Source organism: Methylobacterium sp. PvP105 (assembly GCF_017876975.1).
GTDB classification, from domain to species: Bacteria; Pseudomonadota; Alphaproteobacteria; order Rhizobiales; family Beijerinckiaceae; genus Methylobacterium; species Methylobacterium radiotolerans.
Map to the genome: position 1 here is coordinate 1,515,421 of NZ_JAGIPA010000001.1, position 16,557 is coordinate 1,531,977.

General features: G+C 73.8%; 16 protein-coding genes. 6 read left to right on the forward strand and 10 right to left on the reverse strand.

What is annotated here, in order from left to right; genetic code table 11:
• Together J3A75_RS07230 and J3A75_RS07235 are read left to right on the forward strand one after the other, a co-directional pair.
• On the forward strand, positions 1 to 1,026 hold the full coding sequence (locus J3A75_RS07230) for an ABC transporter ATP-binding protein (protein ID WP_209649872.1): 1,026 nt from the start codon (positions 1 to 3) through the stop codon (positions 1,024 to 1,026).
• An 88-nt stretch (positions 1,027 to 1,114) separates the two neighbouring features.
• Positions 1,115 to 2,374 (forward strand): hypothetical protein, encoded by a 1,260-nt coding sequence (locus J3A75_RS07235; RefSeq protein ID WP_209649874.1) that lies wholly within the window; start codon positions 1,115 to 1,117, stop codon positions 2,372 to 2,374.
• Here J3A75_RS07235 and J3A75_RS07240 read toward each other — a convergent pair.
• On the reverse strand, positions 2,346 to 3,887 hold the full coding sequence (locus tag J3A75_RS07240) for a PLP-dependent aminotransferase family protein (RefSeq protein WP_029360678.1): 1,542 nt from the start codon (positions 3,885 to 3,887) through the stop codon (positions 2,346 to 2,348). The genes J3A75_RS07235 and J3A75_RS07240 overlap by 29 nt on opposite strands.
• A gap of 98 nt (positions 3,888 to 3,985) precedes the next feature.
• Here J3A75_RS07240 and J3A75_RS07245 point away from each other — a divergent pair, with 98 nt between their 5' ends.
• Together J3A75_RS07245 and J3A75_RS07250 are read left to right on the forward strand one after the other, a co-directional pair.
• The gene (locus tag J3A75_RS07245) at positions 3,986 to 4,612 is read left to right on the forward strand and encodes an FMN-binding negative transcriptional regulator (RefSeq protein ID WP_012317669.1); all 627 of its coding nucleotides are present in this window, start codon (positions 3,986 to 3,988) and stop codon (positions 4,610 to 4,612) included.
• On the forward strand, positions 4,609 to 5,325 hold the full coding sequence (locus J3A75_RS07250) for a GNAT family N-acetyltransferase (RefSeq protein ID WP_012317670.1): 717 nt from the start codon (positions 4,609 to 4,611) through the stop codon (positions 5,323 to 5,325). Before J3A75_RS07245 ends, J3A75_RS07250 begins: the two co-directional genes overlap by 4 nt.
• 6 nt (positions 5,326 to 5,331) lie before the next feature.
• On the opposite strand, the gene J3A75_RS07255 is transcribed toward J3A75_RS07250, so the two are convergent.
• A complete protein-coding gene (locus J3A75_RS07255; RefSeq protein ID WP_058607335.1) occupies positions 5,332 to 6,879 on the reverse strand; it encodes a GMC family oxidoreductase in 1,548 nt (515 codons plus the stop codon).
• Positions 6,876 to 8,303, reverse strand: coding sequence for an alpha/beta hydrolase (locus J3A75_RS07260; RefSeq protein ID WP_063111571.1), 1,428 nt, complete (start codon positions 8,301 to 8,303; stop codon positions 6,876 to 6,878). Before J3A75_RS07260 ends, J3A75_RS07255 begins: the two co-directional genes overlap by 4 nt.
• A 125-nt stretch (positions 8,304 to 8,428) precedes the next feature.
• Between J3A75_RS07260 and J3A75_RS07265 the strand changes: the two genes are divergently transcribed.
• Entirely contained in the window at positions 8,429 to 9,181 is a 753-nt protein-coding gene (locus J3A75_RS07265) for a GNAT family N-acetyltransferase (RefSeq protein WP_182177566.1), read from the forward strand.
• A gap of 51 nt (positions 9,182 to 9,232) precedes the next feature.
• On the opposite strand, the gene xseA is transcribed toward J3A75_RS07265, so the two are convergent.
• From xseA to J3A75_RS07300, 7 genes are all read right to left on the reverse strand, one after another.
• The gene (gene xseA / locus J3A75_RS07270) at positions 9,233 to 10,933 is read right to left on the reverse strand and encodes an exodeoxyribonuclease VII large subunit (protein WP_012317674.1); all 1,701 of its coding nucleotides are present in this window, start codon (positions 10,931 to 10,933) and stop codon (positions 9,233 to 9,235) included.
• A 124-nt stretch (positions 10,934 to 11,057) separates the two neighbouring features.
• Positions 11,058 to 12,530, reverse strand: coding sequence for an MDR family MFS transporter (locus J3A75_RS07275; protein WP_012317675.1), 1,473 nt, complete (start codon positions 12,528 to 12,530; stop codon positions 11,058 to 11,060).
• A gap of 181 nt (positions 12,531 to 12,711) precedes the next feature.
• The gene (locus tag J3A75_RS07280) at positions 12,712 to 14,028 is read right to left on the reverse strand and encodes an MFS transporter (RefSeq protein WP_209649876.1); all 1,317 of its coding nucleotides are present in this window, start codon (positions 14,026 to 14,028) and stop codon (positions 12,712 to 12,714) included.
• Positions 14,028 to 14,234, reverse strand: a complete 207-nt coding sequence (locus J3A75_RS07285) for an Rmf/CrpP family protein (RefSeq protein ID WP_029359738.1) — start codon at positions 14,232 to 14,234, stop codon at positions 14,028 to 14,030. The genes J3A75_RS07280 and J3A75_RS07285 overlap by 1 nt, the downstream gene beginning before the upstream one ends.
• Before the next feature lie 67 nt (positions 14,235 to 14,301).
• The gene (locus J3A75_RS07290) at positions 14,302 to 14,559 is read right to left on the reverse strand and encodes a DUF6894 family protein (RefSeq protein ID WP_209649878.1); all 258 of its coding nucleotides are present in this window, start codon (positions 14,557 to 14,559) and stop codon (positions 14,302 to 14,304) included.
• Positions 14,560 to 14,664: 105 nt separating this feature from the next.
• Positions 14,665 to 14,928: a hypothetical protein gene (locus J3A75_RS07295; RefSeq protein ID WP_209649880.1), complete on the reverse strand. Its 264-nt coding sequence runs from the start codon at positions 14,926 to 14,928 to the stop codon at positions 14,665 to 14,667.
• Between the two features lie 137 nt (positions 14,929 to 15,065).
• Positions 15,066 to 15,305, reverse strand: a complete 240-nt coding sequence (locus J3A75_RS07300; RefSeq protein ID WP_209649882.1) for a hypothetical protein — start codon at positions 15,303 to 15,305, stop codon at positions 15,066 to 15,068.
• A 164-nt stretch (positions 15,306 to 15,469) separates the two neighbouring features.
• Here J3A75_RS07300 and J3A75_RS07305 point away from each other — a divergent pair, with 164 nt between their 5' ends.
• Complete coding sequence (locus J3A75_RS07305) at positions 15,470 to 16,486, forward strand: NAD-dependent epimerase (RefSeq protein WP_024831014.1); 1,017 nt, start codon at positions 15,470 to 15,472, stop codon at positions 16,484 to 16,486.
• Positions 16,487 to 16,557 lie beyond the last annotated feature (71 nt).

A 16,557-nucleotide genomic window follows, 5' to 3' on the forward strand; every position in this document is an offset into this window, starting at 1 on the left:
ATGTCCGGTTCAGAACCCGCGGTCGCCCTGAAGGACCTGCGCGTCGCCTTCGGCAAGGTCCAGGTCGTCAACGGCGTCGACCTGACCCTGGAGCGCGGCCAGGCGCTGGCGCTCATCGGCGAATCCGGCTCCGGCAAGAGCGTGACCCTGCGGGCGATCCTGCGGCTGTTCCCGGAGGGGCGCAGCCGGATCGAGGGCGGCATCCGGGCCGCCGGCAAGGACGTGCAGGCGCTGACCCGGCGCCAGCTCGCCGATTTCCGCGGCGGCGACGTCTCGATGATCTTCCAGGAGCCGCTGCTCGCCTTCGACCCGGTCTACACGGTCGGCCGGCAGATCACCGAGGCGATCCTGCGGCACGAGACGATCTCCAAGGACGAGGCCCGCAAGCGGGCGCTCGCCCTGTTCGAGCGGGTGCGGATCCCGAGCCCGGAGCGGCGCCTCGACAACTACCCGCACGAGATGTCGGGCGGCATGCGCCAGCGGGCCATGATCGCGCTCGCGCTGGCCTGCCGGCCGCAGGTGCTGCTCGCCGACGAGCCGACGACGGCGCTCGACGCCACGGTGCAGATCCAGGTGCTGCTGCTCCTGCGCGAGCTGCAGCGCGACCTCGGCCTGTCGATCGTGATCGTCACCCACGACCTCGGCGCGGCCGTGGAGGTCGCCGACCGGATCGCCGTGATGTACGCGGGCAAGATCGTCGAGACCGGCACGGCGCATCAGGTGGTGCTGAACCCGCACCACCCCTACACGATCGGCCTGCTGCGCAGCCGGGCGGAAGGGGCGCTCGCCAAGGGCTCGCGGCTCGAGACCATCCCGGGCAGCCCGCCGGATCTCGCGAACCGCCCGCCGGGCTGCCCGTTCGCGCCGCGCTGCTTCCTGGCCGAGGAGCGCTGCCGCCGCGAGATGCCGCCGGTCGCCGAGATCGCGCCCGGCCACCGCGTCGCCTGCTGGCGGACCGAGGAGGCCTCGGCGGCCTACCGGGCCGGGCCGACCCCGGTGCGCGCCGCCGAGCCGGTCCCGGCCTGACCTCGACGCCCCCGCGCCGAGGCATTATCCGGCTCGGCGCGGTCCCGCGGCGGCGGACCGCGTCCGAACCGGCCGCGCGGGCGTCACGATGAGCCAAGTCCTATCCGGGCCAGTCCCGTCCGAGATCCTGCTCGTTCCCCGGGGCGAGGCCGGGCACTTCCTGCCGGCGGCCCTCGGCTGGCTGGGCAAGCGGGTCACCGTCACCACCCAACCCGGCCCGGCGAACCACGTCCTCTGCCTGCCGGTCCTCGATTTCGTGCGCCTCGGCTTCCCGGAGGCGAACGGGCGCCTCGACCTCCTCGAACCGGGGGATGCCGAGAACCTCCGCGCCGGGCGCGCCGCGCTGCTCCTCGACCTCTCGAACGAGGGGCCGGGCCTGCACGCGCCGACCTTCGAGGCACTGCACCGGAACCTCGAAGAACGCGCGATCCCGCGCGAGCGGGTGATCCTGGTCACGCAGAACCGGCTGCTGCGGCTCGACTACGAGCGCCTCTACGGCGAGGGCCTGCGGTTCTGGATCTTCGAGTTCTTCCCGCTCCAGGTCGCCCTCTGGCTGGACGACGCCGCGGGTCCGCGGCTCTTCCCCCAGCATCCCCTCGACCGCACCGGCTACGCGCCCTTCGCCCGCGCCGCCGGCCCGGCCCGGTTCCTCTGCCAGAACGCGGCCCTGCGCTGGCACCGGGTGCTGCTCTACCGCTGGTTCCAGCTCAGCGGGCTGGACCGGGACGGGCTGATCTCCTTCCACGGCATCGGCGAGGACAACCCGAAGGCCGGCGGCATCAACGTCTTCCACGCGCCGCCGGAGATCGAGGCGGCCTTCGGGCCGCTGCTCGCCGATGTCGGCAGCTGGATCCCGCGCCGGGCGCGGCGGATCGATGCCGATCAGGGCACCGACATGGTCATGACCCTGGACACCCGCGCCTACGCGGCGTGCGACCTCACGGTCATCTCGGAGACCGACTTCTTCGAGCCGGGCGTCGAGCGGATCACCGAGAAGTCCCTCAAGGCGGCGGCGACGGGCCTGCCCTTCGTGACGGTGGGCGCGCCGCGCGCCGTGGAGCGGCTGTCCGAGCTGGGCTTCCAGACCTTCGGCGGCCTGATCGACCACCATTACGACCTCGTGCCCGACCCGGCCGAGCGCCTGCCGCTCGTGTTCCGGTCGATCGAGCGCGCCTGGGCCGCGTGCCGGGACGACCGGGCACGCTGGCATCGCCTCGCCCGGGAACAGGCCGAGGCCAACGTGGCCCACGCGCGGCGCGGATTGCTGCCGCAGCTCGAGCGGGTGATGGTCGCGCCGCTGATCGAGCGGCTGAACCGGTTCATGGAGACGGGCGCGATCGTGCACTGAGCGCGTCTCGAGGGTGGCCGTTCGGACGGGGATCCGGCGCACCGCGCAGGGTCTCCGCCAAGCGCCGCACGGCCGGCTCGATCGCCCGCTCCGGCACGGCGGCGTAGCCGAGGAGCAGGCCCGGCTCCGCCGGCCCGGCGTGGTAGGCCGAGAGCGCGACCGCCGAGATCCCCGCGCGCCCGAGCGCCGCCGCGGCGGCCACGTCGCCCAGGGCCGGGCCCCAGGCCGGTCCCGGCCGGGCGATGACGTGCATCCCGCCCTCCATGGCGGCGACCGCCGCGACGTCCCCGGCGTGGCGGCGCGCGGCCTCGATCAGCGCCTCCTGGCGCAGGGCGTAGAGGCGGCGGGTCCGCCGGAGATGACCGGCGAGGTGTCCGTCCTCGATGAAGCGCGCCAGCGCCCACTGGCCGATCCCGGGCGGGGCGGGGCCCGTCTCGGCCAGCGCCTGATTGACGGGTGCCACGAGGCCGCGGGGCAGCACGAGGTAGCTCAGGCCGAGGGCGGGCAGCAGCAGCTTCGAGAAGCTGCCGACGTAGATCACCCGGCCGCCGCGATCGAGGGTGCGCAGGGGTGCGAGCGGGCGCCCGGCATAGCGGTAGGCGCCGTCGTAATCGTCCTCCACGACCCAGCCCGAGACCGCCTCGGCCCAGGCCAGGAGGTCGAGGCGGTTCTCCAGGCTCATGGCGTGCCCGAGGGGGTAATGGTGGGCCGGCGTCACCACCGCGAGCCGCGCGCCGGGCGTCCGCGCGGCGGCCGGGGTCACCGACAGGCCCCCGGGACCGACCGGGACAGGGATCGGGTTCAGGCCCGCGCTGGCGAGGGCCTGCGCGATGCCGGGGAAGCCGGGCTCCTCGACCAGGGCGGCCTCGCCGGGATCCAGGAGCAGCTCGGCGAGCAGGCGCAGGCTCTGGCGGATGCCCGCGGTGACGATGACGTCGTCGGCCTCGCAGGCGACGCCGCGCGCTTGGCCCAGATAGGCGGCGATGGCGCCGCGCAGGGCCGGCGAGCCGCGCGGGTCCGGCCGCTCGGTCGGGCCGTGGCGCCATTCGGCCTGGAGCAGGCGGCCCCAGACCTCGAACGGAAAGGCGTCCTGGGCCGGCCGGCCGAGGGCGAAAGCGTCGGGCACCGCCGGACCCGCCATGTAGCGCCGCGGCGGCGCGGCCACGAGGCGGGTGCCCCGCCGGGACAGGTTCGGGGCCGGCTCGGTGCCCGGCCGCCGGAGCGGACCGGGCGCCGGCAGCGCGTCGTCCGGCAAGGTCGCGGCGACGCGCGTCGCGGAGCCCGGCCGCGCCGTCAGGTAGCCCTCGGCGGTCAGCTGCTCCAGCGCCAGGACGACGGTGCCGCGCGCGCAGCCGAGGTCGGCGGCCAGGACCCGCGAGGCCGGGAGCCGGGCCCCGCGCGGCAGCCGGCGTTCGAGGATCGCCGCGCGCAGAGCCTCCCGGAGCTGGGCGTGCAGTGGCGCCGCGGCCGCGGCGTCGAGGGTCAGCGTCAGGGGCAGGGGAGCCCGGGCCATGCAGCAAATTGGTCCAGTCGCAGTTCGAGAATTGGACCTTTCGCCTGGACCGCCGAACGGTCAAGCACGGGTCCGCACGACCGCCGCAGGACAGGCCCATGTACCAGCCGCCGCATTTCCGGGACGATTCCCGCGCCGCGCAGCACGCGCTGATCCGCGCCAACCCGCTCGGCCTGCTGGTGACCGCCGGGGCGGGTGGCCTGACGGCCAACCCGATCCCGTTCCTGCTGGACGATGCCGGTCCCCACGGGGTGCTGCGGGCGCACCTCGCCCGCGCCAACCCGCAGGGTCAGGATCTCGCCGCGGCGGAAGAGTGCCTGGTCGTGTTCCAGGGGCCTCAGGGCTACGTCACGCCGAGCTGGTACGCGAGCAAGAGCGAGCACGGCCGGGTGGTCCCGACCTGGAACTACGCCACCGTCCACGCCTGGGGCCGGCCGCGGGTGATCGAGGATGCGGACTGGCTCGGGCGCCAGATCGCCGACCTCACCGCTCTGCGTGAGGCGCCCCGGGCCGAGCCGTGGGCGGTCGCGGACGCGCCGGCGCCCTTCGTGGCCGCGCAGGTCCGGGGGATCCTCGGCATCGAGATTCCGATCACGCGGATCGAGGGGAAGTGGAAGATGAGCCAGAACAGGCCCGAGGCCGACCGACACGGGGTCATCGCGGGGCTGCGCGCCGAGGGCGAGGCGGGTCTCGCCGGGCTAGTCGCCGAGCGGAGCGGGCTGTGAGCGCGCGCCTCAACGGCTTCGGCCAGCCCATTGGCCCGGCCTTGCCGGACTGGAGCCCGCGCCCGCGTCCGCCCCGCGCGCCGATGGAGGGCCGGTTCTGCCGGCTGGTACCCCTCGACGCCGCGGCGCACGCGGACGCGCTCTACGCCACCTACAGCGCCGCCCCCGACACGCGCGGCTGGACCTATCTCGGCGACGAGATGCCGGAGAGCGCGGAGGCTTATCGGGCGCGCCTGGCGACGCAGCAGGCGAGCGAGGACCCGCTGTTCCACGCGATCCTGGATCCCGCGAGCGGCGACGCCCTCGGGATCGCCTCGTATCTCCGGATCGATCCCGGCAACGGCGTGATCGAGGTCGGCCACCTCCACTTCGGCCCGCGGCTGCAGCGGGCGCCCGCCGCCACGGAGGCCATGGCGCTGATGATGGCCCGCGCCTTCGACGAGCTCGGCTACCGACGCTACGAGTGGAAATGCGACAGCCTCAACGCCCCGTCCCGGGCGGCGGCGCTGCGGCTCGGCTTCACCTTCGAGGGCATCTTCCGCAACGCCGTGGTGGTGAAGGGCCGCTCCCGCGACACGGCGTGGTTCTCCATCACCGACGCCGAGTGGCCGCGGGTCCGCGCCGGCTTCGCGGCGTGGCTGGACCCGTCGAACTTCGACGGGGCGGGTCGCCAGCGGCGCGGGCTCGCGGACCTGCGCGTCGCCGCGGGCTGAGCCGACTCAGGGGCCGCCGGCCAGGAACGCCTCCGCGCTGCGCAGGCTGAGCGCCATGATGGTCAGGGCCGGGTTCGCCGCGAGCGAACTCGGGAAGGTCGAGCCGTCGCAGATCCACAGGTTGTCGATGTCGAAGCTGCGGCCGTGCGGGTCGACCACGGCGCTCGAGCCGTCGCGGCCCATCCGACAGGTTCCGAGGGTGTGGGCGACGCGCTCCAGCACCCAGATGTCGTCCGCCCCCGCCTCCTCCCAGAGTCCGCGCATGACCTTCGTGGCGTGCGCGTTGAGGCGGTTCTCATTGGTGCTGTAGCCGAAGCTGATCTGGGCCTTGCGCATCCCGTGCGCGTCGGTCTCGTCGGCGAGGGTCAGCACGTTGGCGTCGCAGGGCAGCGTCTCGCCGTTGATGCCGATGCCGGCGAGGTGGTTGTAGCGGTCGAGGTAGTCGAGGAGCGGCTGCCCCCACAGGCCGCGCCCCCGCGCCGCCGAGTTGCCGAAGGTCACCGGCACCACGCCGAGGCTCTGGATCAGGTAGCCGCCCGCGAAGTCGGCGCCGGCGCGGACGAAGTCCTCGGTGATCAGCGAGGACGGGTAGCCCCGGTTCATGCGCACCTCGTGGTCGAAGGTACCCCAGACCTGCGTCGCCACGTGGCCCATGTAGTTGCGCCCGATCTGGCCGCTGGAATTGGCGAGCCCGAGATGGAGCAACAGGCGCGGCGTCTCCACGGCCCCGGCGCAGAGGAAGACCGCGCCGCAGCGCTGCCGCCGCTCCGCGCCGTCCTGCCGGTAGACCACGCCGGTGATCCGGCCGTCGGCGCCGCGCTCCAGGCCGTGGACGAAGGCCTCGGCCCGGATCTCGGCGCCGCGGGCGACCGCGTAGGGCAGGTAGGTCACGTCCATGCTGGCCTTGGCGCCCGTGCGGCAGCCCTGGTGGCAGAAGCCGCAATTGATGCAGGCGTTGCGGCGCGGTCCGTCCTCGGACTGGAAGTCCCGCGAGACCACGGCGGCGGGCGCGTCCGCCCAACGGATGCCGCGGGCCTCGCAGGCCCGGGCCATGATCTGCGCCGGACCGTTGCGCGGGACCGGGGGCAGGGGATAGCGGCGGGCGGCATCCCACGGGTAGCTCTGCGCGCCCGAGACGCCGAGGAACCGCTCGACCCGCTCGTAGAACGGGAGCAGGTCCTCGTAGGTCAGCGGCCAGTCGACACCTTCCCCCGACTCCGTGTGCAGACGCAGGTCGCGGGCGTCGGCCCGGGGCACGAAGGCGCCCCAGTGCAACGTCGAGCCGCCGACGCCGGTGCCGCTGTTGTTCGCCCCGAAGGCTTCCGGAGTCGAGCCGCCGCTCAGCCGCTCCTCGGTCCAGTAGATCTCGTCCGCGAGCGTCTCGTCGAAGGCGAAGCGCTCCGGCGTGAAGTTCGGTCCGGCCTCCAGGGCCACGACCTTCAGCCCCGAAGCGGCGAGGCGCGCGAGGAGCGGCGCGCCGCCCGCGCCGGTCCCCACCACGACCGCGTCGACGACCTCGTCCGCGCGGTAGGTCCGCATCCCCGCGAGGTTCATCGTCCCGCCTCCGTCCGCAGCGCCCGTGGCTCCCAGGGTTCCGGCGCGTCGAGCCCGACGGCGCGGAAGCCCGGCAGGTCGTCGGCGATCTCGCCCGGCCGGTCGCCGCCGGCACCGATGCCCGAGAAGCCGATCCGCGCCAGCGCTGCCGGGTGGCCGAGCCAGAGACGGACCGCGTCGGCACGGAGATCCTCGAACCAGAACCGCATCCGGTCGGCGTCGAGGCGTCCACCGAGGCTCTCCGGGACCTTCAGCCCGGCGCGCTCGCACAGGGTGAGCAGCCCGTCCTGCTCGGCCGCGTCGAGGGCGACGAAGGGGCGGTCCCGGGCGACGCGGGCGGCGGCGTCGAGGGTGCGCAGGGCGGCGCGGTAGGCCTCCGCGTCCGGCGGCAGCGCCGCGAAGCGCCAGCCATCGCCGTCGCCGGATGCCAGCCGCCGGTCGAGGCGGGCGGCCAGATCGAGGTGCGGAACCGGCATCGCGCGGGCGAGGGCGGCCCGCAGGATCGCGAGCTCCACCGCGTCGAGGGCCGCCGGTTGATAGGCGGGATCGTCCGGCGCGGCGCGCGCCGCCAGGGTGCCGCGCAGGCGGCTGTTCACCCGTTCGGAGGCGATCAGCGCCGCGTAGTCCGGCGGGACCGCCGGGCCGGCCTCCACGGACCGGCGTGGCCGGTCGCCGAGATGGGCGCGCAGGTGGTCGGCCAGGGCGGCGGGGCGCTCCAGCGGCAGGAGGTGGCCGACGCCGTCGACGGTGACGAGGTGATGGTGCGCGAGATGGGGCACCGTGAGGGCCCGCTGCGCGTCCGGCCCGAGGTCCGCATCCTCGGAACCGGCCAGGATCAGCGCCGGGGTGCGCAGGATCCCGATGCGGCGGCACCAATCCTCGTTCGCGCCCTCCTCGAGCCACGCCTTCCAGGCGGCGGGCTCGGCCCGCAGGACGTCGGCCACCGCCCGCGCCTCGGTCTCCGGATCCAGGCCGTCGCCCACGTTGGCGCGCACGAAGGCCTCGGCCTCGCGGCGCCGAGTCTCGGGGTCCGCGTCGATCCAGGCGAGCATCTCGGCACGCCGGTCCTCCGGGATCGGCTCCGGGCTCGGCGGCGAGCCGGAGACCAGGATGAGGTCGGTGAGGCCCGTCAGTCCCGCCTCGCCGTCCTCGGCCCGGCGCGCGAGCGCCAGGGCCACCTTGGCCCCCATGCTGTGCCCGGCGATTCCGAACCGCGCCGGTGCCCGCGCGCGGATGGCCTCGGCCACGTGATCGGCCATCGCGGCGACGGAATAGCCCGGCGTGTCCGCGGCGTCGCCGAATCCCGGCAAGTCTACCGGCACGCAAGTCAACGGCGTCCCGTCGAGGGCGCGCGCGAGACGCTCCCAACTTCGGGCACTTCCGCCCAGGAAGTGCAGGCAGAACAGGACTTCGGGTTCAGACATCGCCGAGACATCGCGCGGCGCCACAATGCTTCAAGCGTACGCGACGCCGCATGCGCGAAGTCTTATCCCGGACCCGTTGGCCCAGTCGTGACCGCGTGCGATCAGGAGGGTCGGAGGAGGCGGCGATGGCGGATCTCGAACAGGCCTGGCGCGTGGAGGAGGCCTGCCTCAACGCTTGGCCGAGCCCGCGCGAGCTCCTAGTGCACGGTTATCTGCTGCGCGCCGCCGGAGGCCGCTCGAAGCGGCAGAATTCCGTGAACCCCATGCGCGGCAGCGGCGCGCCCGGACCGGCCGTCGAGGCCGCGCGCGCGATCTACGGACGCCTGGGACAGCGCCCGATCTTCCGCGTGCCGGCGATTGCGCCGCAGATGGAGCCGCTCCTCGCCGGCGGCGATTACACCGTAGTCGACGAGACCTGCACGCTGATCCGCGCCCTCGACGACGTGCCGACCGCGCCCGATCCAACGGTGGCAGTCGCCGCGGCGCCGGGGCCGGACTGGCTGGCCCTGCGCGACGCGGTGAACCGCGCCGATGCCGCGGCCGCGCAGGTGTTCCGCGACACCGTCAACGCCCTGGCCCTGCCGCGGGCCTTCGCGGCCGCCGCGGCCGAGGGCGGCATCGGCGCCATCGCCTTCGGGGTGCTCGATCGCGAGCTGATGGTCATCGAGGCGGTGGCGACGCCCGAACCCCTGCGGGGCCGCGGCCATGCCCGGCGCGCGGTCGGCGCGCTGCTGCGCTGGGGCCGGGCGGAGGGCGCCCGGGCCGCCTGCCTGCAGGTCGTCGCCGCGAACACGCCGGCACGGGCGCTCTACCGCACCCTCGGCTTCGAGCACGAGTTGTACCGCTATCACTATCAGGTCGGCCCGGAGCCTAGCTGAGACGCGGTGGGGGGCTCGGCCCAGTTCCTTCATCCGGCCCCGGCCGTCGTCTCAGGCGTCGAACAGCGATCCCTGCCGCGTCGCGGCAGGGCGCGTGCCGGTCCGCTTGCCCGGCGCCGCCGGTGCGGCCGCGCCGCCGCGACGTCCGGGCTTCGCCGGCCGGGACGGATCGACCGGCAAGGACGGATCGTCCGTCCCGTCGGGCACGGCCGTCACGGTCCCGTCGGCGAATTGCAGGCTGAGACGCTGCGCCGCCGCCGCCGCCGCCGCGCGGCGGACGGGGAGCCCCGCGGCGTCGCGCACCAGCACGTAGCCCCGGTCGAGCACCGCGCGGTAGCTCAGGGAGCCAAGCAGGCCCGCGAGACCGTCGAGCCGGTCGCGGCGTCGCTCGATGCCGCGCGCACCCGCCTGGGCGAGGCGCTCCGACAGCGCGAGCAGCCGGTCGGTTCGGCGCGCCTGCAGCGCCCGGGCCCGTTCCAGGCTGGCCTCGCGCGCGACGACGAGGCGTCGTCCGAGCTGGATCAGGGCCTCGCCCTTGCGCTGGACATCGTTGCGCAGGGCGTGGAGCGGCCGGTGGTCGATCCGCGCCAGCCGCGCGCGTGCGTTGGCGAGGGCCACGTCGGGCGAGCGCCGGGCCATCCGGTCGAGCAGGAGCTGGAGCCGCGCGCGGTGGCGGCTCGCGCCCGCCGCGAGCGCCGGGGCGAGGCGCGCCTCGGCGAGGTCGAGCCGCTGGCGCTTGGCCGCCAGCAGGGCGTCGGCGCTCGGCAAGGCGCGCCCGAGAGCGCGCAGGTCGGAGCGGTCGCGGTCGATCCGGCGCCCGACCGCTCCCCTGCCGCGGGCCGCCAGGTCCGCCACCGTGGCGATCAGGTCGGCGCGGACCGGCACCGCCATCTCGGCGGCGCCCGTCGGGGTCGGCGCGCGGCGATCCGAGACGTAGTCGATCAGCGTGGTGTCGGTCTCGTGCCCCACCGCCGAGATCAGCGGGATCGCGCTCGCGAAGGCGGCGCGGACGACGCACTCCTCGTTGAAGGCCCAGAGATCCTCGATGGAGCCGCCGCCGCGGGCCACGATGAGCACGTCCGGGCGCGGGATCGGGCCCCCGGCCGGGAGGGCGTTGAAGCCGCGGATCGCGGCCGCGACCTCCTCGGCCGCGCCGTCGCCCTGAACCCGCACCGGCCAGACCAGGACCGGCCGGGGGAAGCGGTCCTCCAGCCGGTGGAGGATGTCGCGGATCACCGCCCCGGTCGGCGAGGTGACGACGCCGACCACCCGCGGCAGGTAGGGGATCGGCCGCTTGTGGTCCGGGGCGAAGAGACCCTCGGCGGCGAGCTGCTTCTTGCGCTCCTCCAGGAGCGCCATCCAGGCGCCGAGCCCGGCAGGCTCCAGGCTCTCGATGACGATCTGGTACGAGGACTTGCCCGCGAAGGTCGTGATACGGCCGGTGGCGACGACCTCCAGACCCTCCTGAGGTCTCTGGCGAAGTCGTCCGAACACGCCCTTCCAGACCACCGCGTCGATCCGCGCCTGCCCGTCCTTCAGGGAGAAGTAGGCGTGGCCCGAGCCGTGCTGGCCGCGATACCCCGAGATCTCGCCGCGCAGGCGGACGTGCCCGAAGGCGTCCTCGAGGGTGCGCTTCAGGGCGCCCGCGAGCTCGCCCACCGACCATTCCGGCTGGTTCGCGTTGAGCACGCTGGTCGGCGGGATGTCCGCCGCGGGCTGGGCTGCGGGGCGCGGGGGCGGCACGAGGGGCATGGCCGGACGCTAGGGGGCTCCGGCGGGACAGTCAAAGGGCCGCTGTGGAGACGGGCTCGTGCGCGTCCCGAGCCGGGCTGGCCGCGACAGCGGCGCCGTCTGTCCTATCGGAGGGTTCCGCCGCCTACTCCACGGCGAGCTCGCGCGGCCGGTCGGAGATCGCCACCGGCGGGACCAGCAGCGACAGGAGCAGGGTCAGCACCGCCACGGCGAACACCGTCCAGAACGTGCCGTGCAGCGCGTGCTGCAGGCCGCCCCGGATCGCCTCCCCGCCGGCCCCGAGGCTTGCCGGATCGTCGAGCAGGCGGCGGAGCTGATCGGAATTCACCGCCGGGCCGCTCGACGGATTGGCGAGCCGGTAATTCAGCACGGCCCCGAGGACGGTCGCGCCGAGCGTCGAGCCGAGGTTGCGCGAGAAGATGTTCGAGGCCGTCGCCGCCCCGCGCTGCGCCCAGGCGACGCTGTCCTGGATGATCACGATGGCGGCGGTGGACAGGAAGCCCATGCCGAGCCCCATCACGACCGAGCCGCAGGCCGCCACCACCGGGGAGGTGTCCGTTCCGAGCGCCACGAAGGCGACCGCGCCGAGGGGCAGGAGCGTCGCGCCGACCAGCAGGATGGGGCGCAGGCCGAACCGGACGAAGCTGCGCGCCGCCGTGGTGGCGCCGATCGGCCAGCCGAGCACCATCAGGGTCAGGGTCAGGCCGGCGATCAGGGGCGATTGCCGCAGCACGCCCTGCACGTACATCGGCAGGAACGCCGTGAGCCCGATCACCGTCATGCCGGAGAGGAGCGTCGCGGTGTTGGCGGTGGCGATGGGGCGCTGCATCCACAGGCGGATGTCGAGCATCGGGTCCGGCGCGCGCCGCTCCTGGACGACGAACAGGAGCGCGGCCACCACGAAGGCCAGCGCCGGCCACAGGGCGGCCTCGGCCGACTCGCCCGCCTCGGTCAGCGCGATCATCAGCGCCGCGATGGCGGCGGTGAACAGGGCCGCGCCGATCGCGTCGATCTGGCGAGGGCGGCGCTCGACGCCCTCGTGGAGGAAGCGCAGGAACAGGCCGGCCGCGATCACGCCGACCGGCAGGTTGATCCAGAAGATCCAGGGCCAGCTCAGGTGACCGATGATCAGGCCGCCGACCAGCGGGCCGGCCACCGAGGAGATGCCCCAGACGCTGGCGAGATAGCCCTGGACCCGGCCGCGTTCCCGCGCCGCGTACAGGTCGCCGACGACGGTCAGGCTCACCGGCTGGATCGCCCCGGCGCCGACGCCCTGGATGAGGCGGAACAGGATCAGCGAGGGCATGGACCACGCGAGCCCGCACAGGAGTGAGCCCGCCAGGAACACCGCGATGCCGAACAGCAGCACCGGCCGACGCCCGTACAGGTCCGAGAGCTTGCCGAACACCACCGTGGTGGCCGTCTGGGTCAGCAGGAAGGAGGCGAACACCCAGGCGTAGAGGTGGAGGTCGCCGAGCTGGCCGGCGATCTGCGGCATCGCCGTCGAGACGATCGTCGCCTCGATGGCGATCATGAACATCGCCGCCATCACCGCGGCGAGGACCAGCGGGCGGCGCGTCTCTGAGGGCGTGGGCATCGCGCCGGTCTAGGCCCGCCGCGCCTGCCTACCTAGCGTTGAACACGGCATCCGGCTCCTCCGCGGCGAGATCCGTGCGCGAGCGCACATACCCGGGGCGCGGGCTCCGCGTCGGACGCATGGATGAGGCGCCGCGATGCGATCCGTGCATACATAATCCGCGATGGCCCGAACCCGCCGATCACGCCTCGGAATCGGCGTCGAGGTCGCGCCCGCGCGTCTCGGGCAGCAGGACAGCCGCGATCGTCCCGACGAGGCTGAACGCGGCGAGGTAGTAGGCCGGCGCGAGCCGGTCGCCGGTCGCGGCGATCAGCCAGTTCACCACGTAGTTGGTGCTGCCGCCGAACACCGAGACGGAGACCGCGTAGACGATCGACAATCCGGCGCTGCGCACCGCCCGGGGCAGGGCCTCGGGGATGCCGACGATCACCGCCGCGGCGTTGATGGACGACAGGGCCGAGAGCAGGAAGGTGACCGCGTAGACGCTGGCGGCGCTCGGCGCCCGCACCACCCAGGCGAAGGCCGGGATCGCCAGGATCAGGATCAGCGCCCGCGGCCAGATCATCACCGGTCGCCGCCCGTACCGGTCGGCCAGCCAGCCGCCGAGCAGCGGGAAGATCACCGAGGCGAGCCCGAGCGCGATCGGCACCGCCGTGGCGGCGGTCTCGCTCAGGCCGAGGGTTGCGCCGGCGAAGACCGGCATGTTGGTGCCGACCGCGTTCGACACGGTCGAGGCCGCGATGACCAGGAAGGTCAGGCCCAGCAGGCGGCCGTGCTCGCGCAGGAGCCGGCCGACCACCGCCGTCGTCGAGGCCGCCGCGTGCAGATCCTCCTCGGCGCCGGCCGTCTCGGGCAGGTGACTGCGGATGACGAGGCCGACCGGCACGACGCACAGGCCGAGGGCGAACATCAGCCGCCAGCCCCACTGCGCCATCGCCTGATCGCCGACCGCGAGCGCCAGGGCGGTCGCGACGATCCCGGCGAACAGGGCCGCGCAGCCCTGGCTCGCGATCTGCCAGCTCGTCACGAAGCCGCGCCGGTCCGGGGGCGCGGCTTCCAGCAGGAAGGCCGTCGAGGGGCCGACCTCGCCGCCGAGGGCGAGACCCTGCACGAGGCGGCCGGCAATGACGATGACCTGCGCCCAGCCGCCGATCGTCGCGTAGGAGGGGCAGGCGGCCAGCATGACCATGCCGACCGCCATCAGCGCGATGGTGATCAGCATCGCGGGCTTGCGGCCGGCCCGGTCCGCGAAAGCGCCGATCAGCACGCCGCCGATGGGCCGCATGACGTAGCCGATGCCGAACAGGGCGAGCGATGCCAGCAGGCTGTGGGTCGGGTCGTTCGCCGGGAAGAAGGCTTCGCCGATCGGCTTGGCGAAGAAGGCGTAGACGGTGAAATCGTAGAACTCGAGGGCGTTGCCCAGGACGACTGCCCCGACCGACTTGCGGTCGAGGGCAGGATGATGCGCGCCGGGATGCGGTGCGGTCCGGGCGTCCATCAGCGGGACGATCCGTCGACCGGGTGCTTGGCGAGACCGCCGGAGACAGGCGTCTCGCCCTCAGCCAGCGCCTCGTCGTAGCCGGACAACCAGAGCGTGCGCGCCTCCGTCCGCTCCGCGTAGGGGCATGCTTCCCGGGCCAGCCCCTTGGCGGGCGCGGCCCGGCCGAGGGCGCGGGCATCGAGGTCGTTCGGTGGCGTATCCATGCGGGCGCAGCTCCGTTCCGGTTGGCTGCGGCGCGATGTAGGGCGCGGAACGCGCGCGTCGCCGATCTCAGTGACGCGTCGGGGTCCCGTCCGCGAGCAGCGCCACGGCCTCGCTGAACGGGAATTCCAGCACGACCTCGCCGTCGGCGTCCGTGACCACGAGGCACGCGGTCATCAGCCGGGCCTGATCCTGCGGGTGGCGCAGGGCGGCGCGGATCGTCTCCCGCGCCGCCTCCCAGGCCGCGTCCGGATCCCGCAGCTCGATCCCGGTCGGATCGGAGATGACGTCCTCGCCGATCTGCGTGTGGAAGAAGTAGCGCGGCATGGCCTTCACCGGTTGCAGGGGCGCCACGTGGAGCGGAGCGACCCGCTACAGGTGGTGACGGCCGCGCGACGGACCAGCCCTCGGCGCAACCCGCCCCGTCGGCCCTCAGCCGTTCGCGGCCCGCGCCTCCGGCGCGGTCGGGACCGGGCGGAGCGACCGGACCTGGCCGGTGACGCCGCCCGCGCGATGCTGCTTCTCCATCGCCATCAGCGGCCGCAATTCGGGCTCGGCGAAGTCGAGGAGCTTGGCGTTGCGCCAGCGCGGCTTGCCGGACCCGCGGCCGAACCAGCGAGGGCGCTCCTCCTCGACCAGGAGTACCAGCCGTCCCGTCCAGGTCTTCCGGAACCAGAAACGCCCCGTCAGAGACATCGTCCCATCCTCGCCGTCGAGCCGCCCCCGGTCTGGCCGCCTCAATAGCGAACTTGGCCGTTCGCGTACTGATGAAGACGCGGGCGAACCGGCGCACTACCGATATCCACAGCCCCGCGCGAGGGCCACGGCCGTCCTCAGTGCGCGATGTGCCGGACCGACAGCGCCAGCACGACGAGCCAGACGAGGCCCGAGAGACCGAACACGAACCCGCGGAGAATCGCCGTCTCGAGTGCGGCGTGCGCGGAGTGCGGCTCCCGCGCCCGGAGCGCACCGTCTTGCCGCGAAGGCTTCGGACGCGCCCGGACCGGGCGCAGCTTCGGCGCGGCGAGCAGGCGCGTCAGGCTGTCGGGGAGCGGTCTGGGGTCGGGCTGCACGGCAGCCGCGAGCCTAACGGGTCACGCGCCCGCGCGACAAGCCGCGCGGGGCATGAGCAGGTCCACGGTAGCGGACCGATTTCTCGCGTACCGACCCCATGCTACAGCTCGATCCCGGGGCGGCTCGATCCCGGGGCGGCCAGTCAGCCCGTCGGTCCGCGCGCATGTCCCTGCCACCTGTTCTGATCACCGGCGTCGCCGGCTTCATCGGGAACCAGCTCGCCCTGCGCCTCCTCGAGGCCGGCCGGCCGGTGGTCGGCCTGGACAGCGTCAACGCCTACTACGACGTGCGGCTCAAGGAAGCCCGTCTGCAGCGCCTCGCGGGCTTCCCGGGCTACAGCTTCGCGCGCCTCGACCTCGCCGACCGCGACGGGCTCGACGCGCTGTTCCGCCGCCACGCGTTCCGCACGGTGATCCATCTCGCCGCCCAAGCCGGCGTCCGCTACTCGCTCACCGATCCGCACGCCTACGCGGCGAGCAACCTCGTCGGCTTCCTGAACATCCTCGAGGCCTGCCGCCACGGCGGTGTGGGGCACCTGCTCTACGCCTCCTCCAGTTCCGTCTACGGCGGCGTCACGGCGATGCCGTTCTCGGTGCACCAGAACGTCGACCATCCGCTCAGCCTCTACGCCGCGACCAAGAAGGCGAACGAGCTGATGGCGCACAGCTACAGCCACCTCTACGGCCTGCCGACCACGGGTCTGCGCTTCTTCACCGTCTACGGTCCCTGGGGTCGGCCGGACATGGCGCTGTACCTGTTCACCCGCGCCATCCTGGCGGGCGAGCCGATCCGCGTGTTCAACGAGGGGCGGATGCTCCGGGACTTCACCTACATCGACGACATCGTCGCGGGGATCCAGGCGCTGGCGGAACGGCCGGCCGCGCCGGACCCCGCGTGGAGCGGCGCGGCGCCGGATCCCGGAACGAGCTCCGCGCCCTACCGGATCTACAACATCGGCAACAACGAGCCGGTGGCACTCCTGGAGATGATCACCCTCCTCGAGGACGCGCTGGGCCGGAAAGCAGAGAAGATCCTTCTGCCGATGCAGCCCGGCGACGTTCCCGCGACCTACGCCGACATCGACGATCTCGTGCGGGATGCCGGCTTCCGGCCCGCCACACCGCTGAAGACGGGGATCGGGCACTTCGTCGACTGGTACCGGACCTATCACGGGGCCTGAGAGAGCGGCGCCGCGGCCGTCCCGCGGAGCCAATCCGATCACGCGGTGTTGAGGGAAGCGGCGACCTGGAA

Bases quoted from the DNA above. Each gene is read 5' to 3' on its own strand.
- J3A75_RS07275 (WP_012317675.1), bottom strand. From the start codon at position 12,530: ATGCCCACGCCCTCAGAGACGCGCCGCCCGCTGGTCCTCGCCGCGGTG.
- J3A75_RS07240 (WP_029360678.1), bottom strand. From the start codon at position 3,887: ATGGCCCGGGCTCCCCTGCCCCTGACGCTGACCCTCGACGCCGCGGCC.
- J3A75_RS07230 (WP_209649872.1), top strand. From the start codon at position 1: ATGTCCGGTTCAGAACCCGCGGTCGCCCTGAAGGACCTGCGCGTCGCC.
- J3A75_RS07255 (WP_058607335.1), bottom strand. From the start codon at position 6,879: ATGAACCTCGCGGGGATGCGGACCTACCGCGCGGACGAGGTCGTCGAC.
- J3A75_RS07290 (WP_209649878.1), bottom strand. From the start codon at position 14,559: ATGCCGCGCTACTTCTTCCACACGCAGATCGGCGAGGACGTCATCTCC.
- J3A75_RS07285 (WP_029359738.1), bottom strand. From the start codon at position 14,234: ATGGATACGCCACCGAACGACCTCGATGCCCGCGCCCTCGGCCGGGCC.
- J3A75_RS07235 (WP_209649874.1), top strand. From the start codon at position 1,115: ATGAGCCAAGTCCTATCCGGGCCAGTCCCGTCCGAGATCCTGCTCGTT.
- J3A75_RS07245 (WP_012317669.1), top strand. From the start codon at position 3,986: ATGTACCAGCCGCCGCATTTCCGGGACGATTCCCGCGCCGCGCAGCAC.
- J3A75_RS07265 (WP_182177566.1), top strand. From the start codon at position 8,429: ATGGCGGATCTCGAACAGGCCTGGCGCGTGGAGGAGGCCTGCCTCAAC.
- xseA (WP_012317674.1), bottom strand. From the start codon at position 10,933: ATGCCCCTCGTGCCGCCCCCGCGCCCCGCAGCCCAGCCCGCGGCGGAC.
- J3A75_RS07280 (WP_209649876.1), bottom strand. From the start codon at position 14,028: ATGGACGCCCGGACCGCACCGCATCCCGGCGCGCATCATCCTGCCCTC.
- J3A75_RS07295 (WP_209649880.1), bottom strand. From the start codon at position 14,928: ATGTCTCTGACGGGGCGTTTCTGGTTCCGGAAGACCTGGACGGGACGG.
- J3A75_RS07305 (WP_024831014.1), top strand. From the start codon at position 15,470: ATGTCCCTGCCACCTGTTCTGATCACCGGCGTCGCCGGCTTCATCGGG.
- J3A75_RS07260 (WP_063111571.1), bottom strand. From the start codon at position 8,303: ATGTCTGAACCCGAAGTCCTGTTCTGCCTGCACTTCCTGGGCGGAAGT.